Source organism: Enterobacter sp. 301B, assembly GCF_003850715.1.
In the GTDB taxonomy this organism is placed as follows: domain Bacteria; phylum Pseudomonadota; class Gammaproteobacteria; order Enterobacterales; family Enterobacteriaceae; genus Enterobacter; species Enterobacter intestinihominis.
The window spans coordinates 1-13,947 of the sequence record NZ_PQTC01000021.1 but is presented as its reverse complement, the minus strand read 5'-3'; the positions used below and the strand labels follow the sequence as shown (position 1 = coordinate 13,947).

Below are 13,947 nucleotides of genomic sequence, written 5' to 3'. Positions count from 1 at the left end.
ACTAAAATAGTGCAACGACTCCAGGAGACTGCTGAATGGCAACTGGCACGCTGCCCGATGCTGGGCAGATCCTCAATTCTTTAATTAACAGTATTTTGCTGGTCGACGACGAGCTGGCGGTGCATTACGCCAACCCGGCGGCGCAGCAGCTGCTCGCCCAAAGCGCCCGTAAACTGTTTGGCACGCCGCTGCCAGAACTGCTGAGCTATTTCTCGCTGAATATTGGCCTGATGCAGGAGAGTTTGCAGGCGGGTCAGGGCTTCACCGATAACGAAGTGACGCTGGTGATTGACGGACGCTCGCATATTTTGTCCCTCACCGCACAGCGCCTGCCAGATGGCATGATTCTGCTGGAAATGGCGCCGATGGATAACCAGCGTCGTCTCAGCCAGGAGCAGCTTCAGCATGCGCAGCAGATTGCGGCTCGCGACCTGGTGCGCGGGCTGGCCCATGAGATCAAAAACCCGCTGGGCGGCTTACGCGGTGCGGCACAGCTTTTGACCAAAGCGCTGCCTGACCCTGCCCTGGCGGAGTATACCAACGTCATTATTGAGCAGGCGGACCGCCTGCGTAATCTGGTCGATCGCCTGCTCGGGCCGCAGCAGCCAGGGATGCACGTTTCAGAAAGCATTCACAAGGTCGCGGAGCGGGTGGTGAAACTCGTCTCGATGGAGCTGCCGGATAACGTCACGCTGGTGCGTGACTATGACCCAAGCCTGCCGGAGCTGGCGCACGATCCGGACCAGATTGAACAGGTGCTGTTGAACATTGTGCGTAACGCGTTGCAGGCGCTGGGCCCGGAGGGTGGCGAAATTATTCTGCGTACCCGCACCGCGTTCCAGCTGACGCTGCACGGCGTACGTTATCGTCTGGCAGCACGTATTGATGTGGAAGATAACGGACCGGGGATCCCGCCGCATCTCCAGGACACCCTGTTCTACCCGATGGTCAGCGGTCGCGAAGGCGGCACCGGGCTGGGGTTATCCATAGCCCGAAATTTGATTGACCAACACTCCGGCAAAATTGAATTTACCAGTTGGCCGGGACATACCGAGTTTTCGGTTTTCCTGCCGATTAAAAAATAAAGGTGACGTTTATGCAACGAGGGATAGTCTGGGTAGTCGATGACGATAGCTCCATCCGTTGGGTGCTTGAACGCGCGCTCACAGGAGCGGGATTAAGCTGCACGACGTTTGAGAGTGGCAGCGAGGTGCTCGACGCACTCACCACCAAAACGCCGGACGTTCTGCTCTCGGATATTCGCATGCCGGGTATGGACGGACTGGCGCTCTTAAAGCAGATCAAACAGCGCCACCCTATGCTTCCGGTCATCATAATGACCGCCCACTCCGACCTGGATGCTGCCGTCAGCGCGTACCAGCAGGGCGCGTTTGATTACCTGCCAAAACCGTTTGATATCGACGAAGCCGTTGCGCTGGTTGAGCGCGCTATCAGCCACTATCAGGAGCAACAGCAGCCCCGCAATGCCCCCGACTTTGGACCAACGACGGACATCATCGGTGAAGCGCCGGCCATGCAGGACGTGTTTCGCATCATCGGGCGTCTGTCGCGCTCGTCTATCAGCGTCTTGATTAACGGTGAATCAGGGACCGGTAAAGAGTTGGTCGCACACGCCCTGCATCGCCACAGCCCGCGGGCGAAAGCCCCCTTTATCGCCCTGAACATGGCAGCGATCCCTAAGGATTTAATTGAATCTGAGCTGTTCGGCCACGAAAAAGGGGCATTTACCGGAGCCAATACCATTCGTCAGGGACGCTTTGAACAGGCTGACGGCGGCACGCTTTTCCTGGATGAAATCGGCGATATGCCGCTGGATGTACAGACCCGACTGTTGCGCGTGCTGGCAGATGGACAGTTTTACCGCGTGGGAGGGTATGCGCCGGTGAAGGTGGACGTACGCATTATCGCCGCGACGCACCAGAACCTGGAGCTGCGCGTACAGGAGGGGAAATTCCGTGAGGATTTATTCCATCGTCTGAACGTGATCCGCGTCCACCTGCCGCCGCTGCGCGAGCGTCGGGAAGATATCCCGCGTCTGGCGCGCCATTTCCTGCAGGTGGCGGCCCGCGAGCTGGGCGTGGAAGCCAAGCAGCTTCATCCGGAAACGGATGCCGCCCTCACCCGTCTGGCGTGGCCGGGCAACGTGCGTCAGCTGGAAAACACCTGTCGCTGGCTGACGGTGATGGCCGCCGGCCAGGAAGTGCTGATTCAGGATTTACCGGCAGAACTGTTTGAAGCCACCGTGCCCGAGAGCACCGCAGGACATACGTTGCCGGACAGCTGGGCGACGCTGCTGGCGCAGTGGGCAGATCGCGCGCTGCGTTCCGGTCATCAAAACTTGCTTTCTGAAGCACAGCCTGAAATGGAGCGCACGCTGTTGACCACCGCGCTTCGTCATACCCAGGGCCACAAACAGGAAGCGGCTCGCCTGTTGGGATGGGGTCGAAACACCCTCACGCGCAAGCTGAAAGAGCTGGGAATGGAGTGATCTTACTCCGCTGTGTAAAGGTTACTAATTGAGCGCAAAGTGCCGTTATTTTGCGCTTTACTGTTCCGATGAGTTTTGTATGATCGTGCCCGGAAACTGGGGGGAGCATCATGCTGGAATCATTAGTGACCTTACTTTCGAGCGGTGCAGCAGAAAGCCACACGCCACAAACTGCCGTTGCGGCGGTATTGTGTGCGGCACTGGTTGGGCTGTTTAGCTAACGAGCTGTCAATGAAAAGCCGGGTGGCGGCTTCGCCTTACCCGGCCTACATAAATGCGAGTTGTAGGCCGGGTAAGCGAAGCGCCTCCCGGCATTGCAACTTAAATCACGCGCGAGAACTGCTGTAAACGTGCTTTCTGGCGCAGATAGGCATCGAAGCACATGCAGATATTACGAATCAACAGACGCCCCTTCGGCGTGACGACCACCGCGCTCTCCGACACATCCACCAGCCCGTCTTTCGCCAGCGGCGCCAGAAGCTTCAGGTCTTCGGCAAAGTAATCGCTGAATTGCAGATCCCATTGCGACTCCACCTCGCGGAATTCGAGACGGAAGTTGCAGATAAGCGCCTTAATCACATCACGACGGATGCAGTCGTCGCGCGTTAACGCAATGCCGCGCCACAGCGCGTTGCCCGTTTCATCAACCTGCTGGTAATACAGCTTCAGCTCTTTTTGGTTCTGGGCGTAGCAGTCGCCAATCATGCTGATAGCGGAGACACCCATTCCGAGCAGATCGGTATCTCCCTGGGTGGTGTATCCCTGGAAGTTACGATGGAGAACACCTTCGCGCTGAGCAATCGCCAGTTCGTCGTCAGGGCGGGCAAAGTGATCCATCCCGATAAACTGATAGCCGGTTTCGGTCAGCGAGGCGATGGTCTCCTGCAAAATGTCCAGCTTCTGCTGGGCGGAAGGCAGATCCGCATCTTTGATTTTGCGCTGCGCGGCGAACAGCGTCGGCAGGTGCGCATAGTTAAAGACGCTCAGACGGTCCGGGTTGAGCTCAGCCACGCGTTTAAGCGTGTAGGCGAAGCTCTCCGGCGTCTGCTTCGGCAGGCCGTAAATCAGGTCTATATTCGTTGAGGTAAAGCCGATTTCACGCGCATGGTTGAGTAAGGCAAAGATAAACGCTTCATCCTGCTCGCGGTTGACCAGGCGCTGTACTTCTTTGTTGAAGTCCTGTACGCCCATACTCAGGCGGTTGAAGCCTTCGGCGCGTAAATGATCCAGCACATCCAGCTCGATTTCACGCGGATCGACCTCGATCGAAATTTCAGCGTCGTGGTTAAAACTGAAATTGCCGCGCAGAAGCGCCATCAGGCGGCTGATCTGCGCTTTGTTCAGATAAGTTGGCGTACCGCCGCCCCAGTGAAGCTGGCTGACGTGACGGCCTTTAAACAGCGGTGCGCGGTGCAGAATTTCCTGTTCAAGCGCATCGAGGTATTGATCGGCTTTGTGCTGCTGGCGGGTAACGATTTTATTGCAGCCGCAGAAGTAGCAGAGCTTGTGGCAGAACGGAATATGGACGTAGAGCGACAGCGGGCGCTCGGGATAGCGCGCCACAGCATGCTGAAAATCCGCCTCGCCGAAAGCGTCAGAAAACTCCAGCGCGGTGGGGTATGAGGTATAACGCGGCCCGGAATAGTTATATTTCTGGATCAGGGCCAAATCCCAGTCGATAGATGGTACAGACATGCTCACTCCTTCCGTTGGTGTCGCGTTCGTATACGGCGGCCCGTTCTGGTCCCGTTGCGGGCCATCATTCGGGTGCGCAGCCACTTCTGTCGCCGCGACAACCGCCGTAGTTTAACGAATAACCACACCAGATAACATATAACCGGAAGGGTTATAAGCAGGACGAGTGTACCTGCCGGGTGCAAATGTTAGTTTCCACCTTTCAGCAGACGCATCATATCTTCCTGCTTTTCGTCTTCCTCTTCGTCTTCTTCATCATCGTAGGACAGACCCAGCTTCTGCATCAGTTCATCAATGCGATCCAGTTTGGCATCTACCCAGGACTGCTCTTCAGCGGTCAGGGTTTCACCCTCTTCAAGACGTTCCAGCAACGCATCCAGGCGCTCATCGTTCTCCAGCATATCCAGCTCAGCCTGCGGTGAAAGCATAGGTTTCTCGCTCTTTGGTTTGTGCTGCTTAGTGACCGGCGTGTCTGTCACGCCCAGTGGAATGGGAGTTTTACTGCCGATACGAGGATCTTTCTGCTGTTTGCCTTTTGCAGAAGCGCCTGCGGCACCGCCACCATTAGCACGGCTACCCGCAGTATGGCCACGATGCTTTTTATCGCGTTTGCGATCGCGCGCTTCCTGATTCAGTTCTTCGCGCGTTTTGCGGCGGGCTTTTGCAGGGCGTTTCGCGCCCGCAGCGGAGGTCGGTTTTTTCATGATGTTTTATCTTTAAGTCGTTTTCTTCAGTATAGAATTGCGGCGAAATCTAGCAGAAAGCAAGCAAAGAAAAAAGGCGACAGAGCAATCTGTCGCCTTTTTTCCTGACTCACAACCCTTAACGGGTCAGACATTCCCTGTTTGCCTTCAACAAACCCTGTTTATCCCTTGGCTACTACCGTCCGTGATACGGTTCCGTTTCCTGTTAAAAACGCCTCCAGGCGCCGGTCGTCCTGACAATCCTGAGTCTTCGCCTCCTGGCGCTCCTGACCCTTATCCTTAAGTCGTTTTCCTGCTGGCATCCTCGCCTTGACGCACACTTTACCTTGTTCTCTTAAACTAACAAGCAACGAAAAGGTACTAAACCGGATTTTCAGATAATTACTCATTAATAACTCTTTGAATTTTAATATTTTGAATTTTCTAGCGCCTGCGATTTCTCTTAAATTTCTCATACGCTTAAGGGCAGATCTCTTACATTCCGTAGGGCTTTCACTTACACGTCAATGACGAAGGGAAAAGCCTTTTGCCCGCATTCAGGTATAATCCCCCGCAGATTACGATTTTTGGAGACGACCACGTGACTACCTGGAACTACCAACAGACGCATTTTGTCACCAGTGCGCCCGATATTCGCCACCTGCCCTCAGACACAGGGATTGAAGTGGCATTTGCTGGCCGCTCCAATGCGGGAAAATCCAGCGCCCTGAATACGCTGACCAATCAGAAAAACCTGGCGCGTACCTCAAAAACACCTGGCCGTACTCAGCTGATTAACCTGTTTGAAGTGTCTGAAGGCAAACGCCTGGTCGATTTACCGGGCTACGGTTACGCGCAGGTACCGGAAGAGATGAAGATCAAATGGCAGCGTGCGCTGGGTGAATACCTGGAAAAACGCATGTGTCTGAAAGGTCTGGTGGTGCTGATGGATATTCGACACCCGCTAAAAGATCTCGACCAGCAGATGATTGACTGGGCGGTGGCAAGCGATATTGCGGTGCTGGTGCTGCTGACAAAAGCGGATAAGCTGGCGAGCGGCGCGCGCAAGGCGCAGGTGAACAAGGTGCGTGAAGCGGTGCTGGCATTCAACGGTGATGTACAGGTTGAACCGTTCTCCTCGCTGAAAAAGCAGGGTGTGGACAAACTGCGACAGAAGCTAGACAGCTGGTTTAACGATCTGGAACCGGCGACAGAAGCGGAAGCAGAGTAACAACAGGCGCGGCGATGACCGCGTTTTTTTCGCCCGAAACTTTCCTTCCCGCAATAAAAAACGCCCCAGTCATTACTGACTGGGGCGGCTAAAATATTCAGCCAAATCCGATTACGTGAAGTAAAAGGTCTGAAAGATAGAACATCTTACCTCTGTACCCTACGTCGTTAACTCTACTCTTTTTTTTTCTCTTGAAAAAGCACTTTTTGTAGTTTTTTTTCATTCTTTACATAGGGAATTCTAATGATCGTCACAAAACGCGCGTACTTATGTTGCTTACTTACATAAAACGCGCGTTATTCCGATAACGCTTAGTGAGCCTGATCCCAGTTTTCGCCGCTACCCACTTCCACCAGCAACGGAACGTCCAGCTTCATGCTGTTTTCCATCAGTTCATGGATCTTCTGAGAGACCTTTTCCAGGTCGTCTTTATGGACTTCAAATACCAGTTCATCGTGTACCTGCATGATCATTTTCACGCGCGGTTTCTCTTTTTCCAGCCAGGCATCAACGGCGATCATCGCGCGTTTGATGATATCTGCCGCAGTGCCCTGCATCGGGGCATTGATAGCAGCACGTTCAGCGCCAGCACGGCGCGCGGCGTTGCTGGATTTGATGTCCGGAAGGTAAAGACGACGGCCATCCAGCGTTTCAACGTAGCCTTTCTCTTTCGCCTGCGCGCGGGTACGCTCCATATATTCCAGCACGCCCGGATAGCGCTCAAAGTAGAGATCCATATACTTCTGCGACTCTTTACGCGGAATGTTGAGCTGGCGTGATAGGCCAAATGCGCTCATGCCGTAAATAAGGCCAAAGTTAATCGCTTTTGCGCTACGACGCTGTTCGTTTGTCACGCTGTCCAGCGGCAGGCCAAACACTTCGGCAGCTGTCGCCCGGTGGATATCCTTCCCTTCGGCAAATGCCGTCAGCAGGCCTTTGTCACGCGACAGGTGCGCCATAATACGCAGTTCGATTTGCGAGTAGTCTGCGGAGACAATCAGATAATCCTCTGGCGCAATGAAAGCCTGGCGTATACGGCGGCCCTCTTCATTACGCACCGGAATGTTTTGCAGGTTAGGATCGGTTGACGAAAGTCGCCCGGTCGCCGCCACAGCCTGGTGATAGGAAGTATGTACGCGGCCCGTTTTCGGGTTAATCATCAACGGCAGTTTGTCGGTATAGGTCGATTTCAGCTTCGCCAGACCACGGTACTGCAGGATAACTTTTGGCAGCGGATAGTCCAGCGCCAGCTCTTCCAGCACCTCTTCAGAGGTTGAAGGCGCGCCGCCCGGCGTTTTCTTCAGCGGTTTGATACCCTGCTTTTCAAACAGGATGGTTTGCAGCTGTTTCGGTGACGACAGGTTAAATGCCTCTCCAGCAAGCTCATGCGCTTTCTGTTCAAGCTCGGTCAGGCGCTGCGCCAGCTCGCCAGAGTGATTATGCAGCACCGTTGGGTCGATTTTGACGCCGTTACGCTCAATGCGGGACAGCACAGGCACCAGCGGCATCTCAATGTTCTGGAAAACATTAAGCGGCCCTTCGTGCTTCTGCAATTTCGGCCACATTTTGAGATGCAGCTGTAGCGTAACATCAGCGTCTTCCGCGGCGTAGCGGCCTGCTTCTTCCAGCGCGATCTGGTTAAAGGTCAGCTGATTTTTGCCCTTACCGGCAATTTCTTCAAAGGTGATGGTTTTGTGTTTCAGCCAACGATCGGATAAGGAATCCATATCATGGCGGCCCGCCACGCTGTCCAGAATGTAAGATTCCAGCATGGTGTCAAAAGCGATACCACGCAGTTCAATGCCGTAGTTTTGCAGAATACCGCGGTCGTACTTCAGGTTTTGCCCGACCTTCAGCGCTTTCTCGTCTTCCAGAATCGGCTTCAGCAGTTCTAAGGTGCGCTCGCGCGAGATCTGCTCCGGCGCATCCAGATAGTCATGCGCTACCGGAACATAGGCTGCCATACCCGGCTCCGTCGCGAATGACAGGCCCACCATATTGGCAGATATGTTATCGAGACTGTCCGTTTCGGTATCGAACGCAAATACCGGTGCTTTTTTCAGCTTTTCAATCCAGGCGACGAGCTGCGACTCTTCAAGGATGGTTTCATAGTTATCGAATGAGAGCGCTGCCGCTTCTTCTTCTGCCTGCTCTTCGGCATCGACAACAATAGTTTCTTTCGGCTTCGCCGCAGCTTTTGCCCCTTTCGCCTGAAGCCATTTCCCGGCTTCGACATCCGTGGTCCAGCGTTTAAATTCGTATTTTCTGAACAGGCCAAGCAGTTCTTCTGCGGCGGGTTCCTGCACTTCAAGCTGGTCGCAGGTAAGTTCCAGCTCGACGTCGGTTTTGATGGTGGCTAACTGATAAGAGAGGTAAGCCACCTCTTTGTTATCGGCGAGCTTTCCGGCCATGGTTTTTGCACCACGGAAGGTAAGTCCGGCAATTTTGTCGGACTCAGCGTACAGCGTATCCAACCCACCTAACCCTTGCAGCAGCGCCTGAGCTGTTTTTTCGCCCACGCCCGGCACGCCAGGGATGTTATCCGAGGAATCCCCCATCAGGGCGAGGAAATCAATAATGAGTTCTGGCGGCACGCCATATTTGGCAACCACTTCTTCCGGGCCAAGAATGGTGTTGGTCATGGTATTAATCAGCGTGATCCCAGGTGTTACCAGCTGCGCCATGTCTTTATCACCGGTACTGATCAGCACCGGACGGCCAGCCTTTTCAGCTTCGCGCGCCAGGGTGCCAATAACGTCGTCAGCCTCAACGCCCGAGACAGCCAGCAAAGGCAGCCCCATCGCTTTGACCATAGCGTGCAGCGGTTCAATCTGCGCACGCAGATCGTCAGGCATGGGAGGACGGTGAGATTTGTAATGCTCAAATAATTCATCGCGGAAGGTTTTCCCCTTCGCATCAAACACCACGGCCGCATGGGTTGGGTGGTATTGCAGAATCAGGCTGCGCAGCATATTCAGCACGCCGTACATTGCGCCGGTAGGTTCCCCTGCGCTGTTGGTCAGAGGAGGAAACGCATGATACGCCCGATAAAGGTAAGAAGAGCCATCGACGAGTATAAGTGGGTTTTCTGGGATCTGAACCATAATGTCCGTGCCTTTAATTAATTTATGGGTAAAGGATGCCACAGAAGGATGAAAACATCAGGTTTTAGCGCTTTATACAGAAAAAGATTTTGCGATCGTGAAGATCGCTCGCAAAAACAAACTGTGGATAAGTTTGTGCATATTTTTAATACGGGTGAATAACAGTTCTATAAAACTGATACTGAAAAATTATTTATCAAATAAAATCAATTATTTGAAATTAGATCACTTAAGATCCCATCCCACTGATGGTTATTTAGTCTATGTGGATATAAGACGTAAGCACCCTGTCAATATAGAAAATTTCGCTGCATGGCAGGAAAAGCCGCAGCCTCTTCGTGTGAAAGCGCCCTGGTCTGGGCCAATATCTGATAAGATCGGCGCCCAGCACCGGATAGCCGGCTGCTTAATTACAGCTAACTATCTGAAAAAATTCATTATGTCGAAAATACTCGCTGCGATAACCTTATTGCTAAGCGTCATTTTAACTATTCTGGTTACCATCGCCTGTTCTGTGCCAATCATCGTTGCCGGAATAATTAAGCTCCTGCTGCCCGTCCCTCCGGTATGGCGTTCAGTGTCTGCTTTTTGTAATTTTATGATGTACTGCTGGTGTGAAGGGCTGGCGATCCTGTTGTATCTGAACCCCTGGTTAAAGTGGGACGTTCAGGGCCTTGAGAAGCTGAATAAAAAGAACTGGTATCTGCTGATCTGCAATCATCACAGCTGGGCCGACATCGTTGTATTGTGCGTGCTGTTTCGCAAACATATTCCGATGAACAAATACTTTCTGAAACAGCAACTGGCATGGGTGCCTTTCATTGGTCTGGCCTGCTGGGCGCTGGATATGCCGTTTATGAAACGCTATTCACGCAGCTATCTGATTCGTCATCCGGAACGCCGCGGTATGGACGTGGAAACTACGCGCCGTTCTTGCGAGAAGTTTCGCGCGCATCCCACCACCATAGTTAATTTCGTCGAAGGTTCGCGCTTTACCGAAGAGAAGCGCCAGCAGACTCGCTCTCCGTATCAGCACCTGTTGCCGCCAAAGGCAGCGGGTATCGCAATGGCCCTCAACGTGCTGGGTGAGCAGTTTGATAAATTGTTGAACGTAACGCTCTGCTATCCGGAAAACGACAGGACGCCGTTCTACGATATGCTCAGCGGCAAGCTGACGCGTATCGTAGTCCGCGTTGATCTGTTGCCCATCGATACGGAACTGCACGGTGATTACGTTAACGATAAAAACTTCAAACGTCGTTTCCAGCTTTGGCTCAATACACTCTGGAAAGAGAAAGACGAACAGATAGCGGAGTTAAAATCTTCATACAAAAACGCCGGTCAATGACCGGCGTTTTCTTTATGTTTGTTACTTCATCTCAACCAGGTGTTTCACGGTATCAGCGTACTGTTGTACGAAGATATCCATACTGGTGGTGTCCATACCACGCATATTTACCTGGTATTTACCGTTAACATACATCGCTGGCACGCCCTGCAACTGGAAGTCAGCGGCAGCTTTTTCCTGCTGTGCCACGAGAGATTTCACCACAAAACTGTTCCAGGCAGCGTCGTAGTCTTCACCTTTCACACCGGCATCAACAAACACTTTACGGATATCTGCCGTAGTTTGTACGGTCTGGGTTTTCTGTACGGCTTCAAACATAGGCGCGGTGATCTTATCTTCCACACCCAGCGCAATCGCAACCGCCCATGCCTGAGTCAGATCTTTACCCAATGGGCCAAGAAACTCAACGTGGTATTTCGTCATTTTGGTGCCTTCCGGCAGCTTTTTCTTCACGTTGTCAGAAACATGAAGTACCTGCTCAAACTCGTAGCAGTGCGGGCAGTAGAAGGAGAAGAACTCCAGCACCTGAGGCTCGCCAGCTACAGGCTTGTCCAGCGTAATGTACTGCTTGCCGTCGGTAAACTGCGCAGCAGTTGCGCTAAATGCCAGAATCATACCAGCCAGCGCCAGCCAAATTTTTTTCATGATTAACTCTCTCCTGGGTGTGTCCAATTAATACATCGGCGTTAATTGCAGAGGGGGTTCCTGTAGAACCTTAACCTGCTCGGTAAATGTGGATATCTGGTTGCGCCAGTAATCCTCCCCGGTAAGCCAGGGGAAATTTCGGGGAAAAGCCGGGTCTTCCCAACGCCTGATTAACCACGCGAGATAATAAACAAATCGCATCGCACGTAAAGGCTCTATCAGGGCAATTTCGTCTGAATTAAAGGGGCTAAATTCTTCATAAGCTTCAATTATGGTCTCAAGCTGCATGCGCTGCTCGGCTTTATCACCGTTGAGCAGCATCCACAGATCCTGCACCGCAGGTCCCATACGAGCGTCATCAAGATCGACAAATAGCGGGCCGTCGCGCCAGAGAATATTCCCGGCGTGGCAGTCACCGTGCAGGCGTAGAGCGGTAATATCATCCCGCCAGCAGGCTTTTACAGCATCAATAAGCTTATCGGTCGCCGTGAGGAAATTATCCTTAAGCGCCTTTGGGATCTGCGCCGATGTTTCGAATACCTCTCGCGGCTCAATAAGATATTCCTGAACACCAATCGTCGGTCGGGCAACAAACGATTTTTTACGTCCCGTCTGATGAATGCGCCCCAGATAACGGGCAACCCATTCCATCTGATCGATATTATCTGCCTCAAACTGTCTTCCGCCCAGGCTCGGAAATACCGCGTAGTAAAAACCCTGATGGGTCAGCAGCGTTTGGTTATTAAATTTGAGCGGTGCCGCAACGGGAACATCGTCATCCAGCAGATCGTGGGCAAACTGATGCTCTTCCTGAATTTGTTCTGCGGACCAGCGCTGTGGCCGGTAAAACTTTACGACAAAGCGCTGCCGCTCTTCGTCCTGAAATTGGTAGACACGGTTTTCGTAGCTGTTTAAAGGGGTTAACCCGGAATCCACACGAATACCCTGCTCGAACAGCGCATCCATAATGGTATCCGGGTGTAGTGTCTGGAAAGTAAAAGCCTGGTCGTTCATCCGATCATCCGGAAATTATACGAATGATTCAGGATATCATCTTGTGGCGATTTCGGTGGCTCCGCTTACAAGCTTTTACTCTTTAATTACGCCTCGGGCGCGCAGTAATGCGGTTTTAAAATCCTCTTCATAATCTTTCTGAATACCAGGAATAACAGCATCTTTAGCCGAGTCACGCATTTTGAGGTGGTAGATCAGGATGTCGTCAGAAAGGTCTGCCAGTTCGCCATCAAAACCTGACTCTTTCGCCAGTTTCTGTAAAAATTGCATCAGATTCAGCTCTGGCTCTTTTTGCCAGGCCGGCTGGAGAAGCTCAATGACTTCATTAAGACGTTTACATTTCATGGTAGTGCTCCTTTCATTTAGAGAGACACGTTAGCAGGGTCAATCCCACAATAAAAGAGGCGATATTCGTGAATCAATGCCAGGAAATCATCGGGGTCGTTCTTGCCGGAGGCAGGGCAACGCGAATGGGCGGAAAAGATAAAGGTCTTCAGCTCCTGAACAACACCCCCTTATGGCAGCATGTTGCTGATACCCTGGCAAATCAGGTGTCGTCGATGGCGATCAGCGCTAACCGACATGTTGATATTTACCAGCGCAGTGGATATCCGGTTTATCAGGATAAGCTTGTGGACTACCCCGGCCCGCTGGCGGGAATGCTTTCCGTTATGCAGCAGTCGCATGGAGAGTGGTTTCTCTTTTGTTCATGTGATACGCCCTTCATCCCGTCCTGTCTGGTTGAACGTCTGGTGCAGCGGTGCGAGGGTGCTCCCGTCGTCTGGGTACACGACGGCGAACGCGACCATCCGACGATCGCATTGATTAATCGCTCGTTAATATCTGCGCTGGAAGATTACCTGGCCGCAGGAGAGCGACGCGTCATGGTATTTATGCGCCAGTCAGGAGGGCATTCCGTTGATTTCAGCGACATGAAATCGGCGTTTGTGAATGTAAACACGACGAAAGATTTGCAGATGATGCTGGAGAAGAAATGATACCCGTATTAGCGATCTCTGCCTGGAGCGGCACCGGGAAGACTACGCTGCTAAAAAAGCTGATACCTGCACTTTGCGCTAAAGGTATTCGTCCCGGATTGATTAAGCACACGCACCATAACATGGATGTCGATAAGCCGGGGAAAGATAGCTATGAGCTGCGTAAGGCTGGCGCTGCACAAACGATGGTGGCGAGTAACCAGCGCTGGGCGTTAATGACAGAAACTCCGGATGAAGCACCGCTGGATCTCGCTTATCTTGTCAGCCGGATGGATCATTCCACGCTGGATCTGGTGCTGGTTGAGGGGTTTAAGCACGAGGCTGTTGCGAAGATCCTGCTGTTCAGAAACGGTGCCGGGCATGATGTAAGTGAGTTAACGCTGGATGAACATGTGATTGCTGTGGCCAGTGACGCTGCGTTGACGCTGGAAGTACCGGTTCTGGATTTGAATAATGTGGAGGGGATTGCAGAGTTTATTTTGGCGTGGTGTGCAGTCTGAAAGCTGCCGGGTGACGGCTTCGCCTGACCCGGCCTATCGTTTTTCGACGTACAAACGCAAAAAGGCCATCCTTGCGGATGGCCTCTTCACTTGTTTGATGCCTGGCAGTTCCCTACTCTCACATGGGGAGACCCCACACTACCATCGGCGCTACGGCGTTTCACTTCTGAGTTCGGCATGGGGTCAGGTGGGACCACCGCGCTAAAGCCGCCAGGCAAAT

At 52.7% G+C, this 13,947-nt stretch carries 13 protein-coding genes and 1 rRNA gene; 7 read left to right on the top strand and 7 right to left on the bottom strand.

Going from position 1 to position 13,947, the window contains the following annotated elements:
- The first annotated feature begins 35 nt into the window (after positions 1 to 35).
- The 3 genes from glnL (at position 36) to C3451_RS19290 (ending at position 2,730) form a co-directional block, all read left to right on the top strand.
- Positions 36 to 1,085: a nitrogen regulation protein NR(II) gene (gene glnL, locus C3451_RS19300; protein ID WP_003861923.1), complete on the top strand. Its 1,050-nt coding sequence runs from the start codon at positions 36 to 38 to the stop codon at positions 1,083 to 1,085.
- A gap of 11 nt (positions 1,086 to 1,096) precedes the next feature.
- Positions 1,097 to 2,509 carry a nitrogen regulation protein NR(I) gene (gene glnG / locus C3451_RS19295; protein ID WP_022649852.1) on the top strand — a complete coding sequence of 471 codons (1,413 nt, stop codon included), beginning with the start codon at positions 1,097 to 1,099 and terminating at the stop codon, positions 2,507 to 2,509.
- Between the two features lie 110 nt (positions 2,510 to 2,619).
- Positions 2,620 to 2,730, top strand: a complete 111-nt coding sequence (locus C3451_RS19290; protein WP_017382667.1) for a YshB family small membrane protein — start codon at positions 2,620 to 2,622, stop codon at positions 2,728 to 2,730.
- 100 nt (positions 2,731 to 2,830) lie between these two features.
- Here the strand turns inward: C3451_RS19290 and hemN are convergent, their stop codons facing one another.
- Together hemN and yihI are read right to left on the bottom strand one after the other, a co-directional pair.
- A complete protein-coding gene (hemN, locus tag C3451_RS19285) occupies positions 2,831 to 4,204 on the bottom strand; it encodes an oxygen-independent coproporphyrinogen III oxidase (RefSeq protein WP_032626916.1) in 1,374 nt (457 codons plus the stop codon).
- A 188-nt stretch (positions 4,205 to 4,392) separates the two neighbouring features.
- Positions 4,393 to 4,908 (bottom strand): Der GTPase-activating protein YihI, encoded by a 516-nt coding sequence (gene yihI, locus C3451_RS19280; RefSeq protein WP_022649854.1) that lies wholly within the window; start codon positions 4,906 to 4,908, stop codon positions 4,393 to 4,395.
- Between the two features lie 580 nt (positions 4,909 to 5,488).
- Here yihI and yihA point away from each other — a divergent pair.
- The gene (gene yihA, locus C3451_RS19270; RefSeq protein ID WP_045620868.1) at positions 5,489 to 6,118 is read left to right on the top strand and encodes a ribosome biogenesis GTP-binding protein YihA/YsxC; all 630 of its coding nucleotides are present in this window, start codon (positions 5,489 to 5,491) and stop codon (positions 6,116 to 6,118) included.
- Positions 6,119 to 6,429: 311 nt separating this feature from the next.
- Here the strand turns inward: yihA and polA are convergent, their stop codons facing one another.
- Positions 6,430 to 9,222, bottom strand: a complete 2,793-nt coding sequence (gene polA / locus C3451_RS19265) for a DNA polymerase I (protein ID WP_022649856.1) — start codon at positions 9,220 to 9,222, stop codon at positions 6,430 to 6,432.
- 439 nt (positions 9,223 to 9,661) lie between these two features.
- Between polA and C3451_RS19260 the strand changes: the two genes are divergently transcribed.
- Positions 9,662 to 10,570, top strand: a complete 909-nt coding sequence (locus C3451_RS19260; RefSeq protein ID WP_045620881.1) for an acyltransferase — start codon at positions 9,662 to 9,664, stop codon at positions 10,568 to 10,570.
- A gap of 21 nt (positions 10,571 to 10,591) precedes the next feature.
- Here C3451_RS19260 and dsbA read toward each other — a convergent pair whose 3' ends face one another.
- From dsbA to C3451_RS19245, 3 genes are all read right to left on the bottom strand, one after another.
- Positions 10,592 to 11,215 carry a thiol:disulfide interchange protein DsbA gene (gene dsbA / locus C3451_RS19255; RefSeq protein ID WP_022649858.1) on the bottom strand — a complete coding sequence of 208 codons (624 nt, stop codon included), beginning with the start codon at positions 11,213 to 11,215 and terminating at the stop codon, positions 10,592 to 10,594.
- Positions 11,216 to 11,242: 27 nt separating this feature from the next.
- The gene (locus tag C3451_RS19250; RefSeq protein WP_045620867.1) at positions 11,243 to 12,229 is read right to left on the bottom strand and encodes a serine/threonine protein kinase; all 987 of its coding nucleotides are present in this window, start codon (positions 12,227 to 12,229) and stop codon (positions 11,243 to 11,245) included.
- A 75-nt stretch (positions 12,230 to 12,304) separates the two neighbouring features.
- On the bottom strand, positions 12,305 to 12,574 hold the full coding sequence (locus C3451_RS19245) for a YihD family protein (protein WP_003861904.1): 270 nt from the start codon (positions 12,572 to 12,574) through the stop codon (positions 12,305 to 12,307).
- A gap of 68 nt (positions 12,575 to 12,642) precedes the next feature.
- Here C3451_RS19245 and mobA point away from each other — a divergent pair, with 68 nt between their 5' ends.
- Positions 12,643 to 13,227, top strand: coding sequence for a molybdenum cofactor guanylyltransferase MobA (gene mobA / locus C3451_RS19240; RefSeq protein WP_045620866.1), 585 nt, complete (start codon positions 12,643 to 12,645; stop codon positions 13,225 to 13,227).
- Positions 13,224 to 13,727 carry a molybdopterin-guanine dinucleotide biosynthesis protein MobB gene (gene mobB, locus C3451_RS19235; protein WP_022649861.1) on the top strand — a complete coding sequence of 168 codons (504 nt, stop codon included), beginning with the start codon at positions 13,224 to 13,226 and terminating at the stop codon, positions 13,725 to 13,727. Before mobA ends, mobB begins: the two co-directional genes overlap by 4 nt.
- Positions 13,728 to 13,826: 99 nt before the next feature.
- On the opposite strand, the gene rrf is transcribed toward mobB, so the two are convergent.
- Positions 13,827 to 13,942, bottom strand: a 5S ribosomal RNA gene (gene rrf, locus C3451_RS19230).
- Between the last annotated feature and the right edge of the window lie 5 nt (positions 13,943 to 13,947).

Excerpts from the sequence above, each read along its gene's own strand:
- C3451_RS19260 (WP_045620881.1), top strand. The coding sequence starts at position 9,662 with ATGTCGAAAATACTCGCTGCGATAACCTTATTGCTAAGCGTCATTTTA.
- polA (WP_022649856.1), bottom strand. The coding sequence starts at position 9,222 with ATGGTTCAGATCCCAGAAAACCCACTTATACTCGTCGATGGCTCTTCT.
- C3451_RS19250 (WP_045620867.1), bottom strand. The coding sequence starts at position 12,229 with ATGAACGACCAGGCTTTTACTTTCCAGACACTACACCCGGATACCATT.
- C3451_RS19245 (WP_003861904.1), bottom strand. The coding sequence starts at position 12,574 with ATGAAATGTAAACGTCTTAATGAAGTCATTGAGCTTCTCCAGCCGGCC.
- dsbA (WP_022649858.1), bottom strand. The coding sequence starts at position 11,215 with ATGAAAAAAATTTGGCTGGCGCTGGCTGGTATGATTCTGGCATTTAGC.
- C3451_RS19290 (WP_017382667.1), top strand. The coding sequence starts at position 2,620 with ATGCTGGAATCATTAGTGACCTTACTTTCGAGCGGTGCAGCAGAAAGC.
- yihI (WP_022649854.1), bottom strand. The coding sequence starts at position 4,908 with ATGAAAAAACCGACCTCCGCTGCGGGCGCGAAACGCCCTGCAAAAGCC.
- glnG (WP_022649852.1), top strand. The coding sequence starts at position 1,097 with ATGCAACGAGGGATAGTCTGGGTAGTCGATGACGATAGCTCCATCCGT.
- mobB (WP_022649861.1), top strand. The coding sequence starts at position 13,224 with ATGATACCCGTATTAGCGATCTCTGCCTGGAGCGGCACCGGGAAGACT.
- hemN (WP_032626916.1), bottom strand. The coding sequence starts at position 4,204 with ATGTCTGTACCATCTATCGACTGGGATTTGGCCCTGATCCAGAAATAT.
- glnL (WP_003861923.1), top strand. The coding sequence starts at position 36 with ATGGCAACTGGCACGCTGCCCGATGCTGGGCAGATCCTCAATTCTTTA.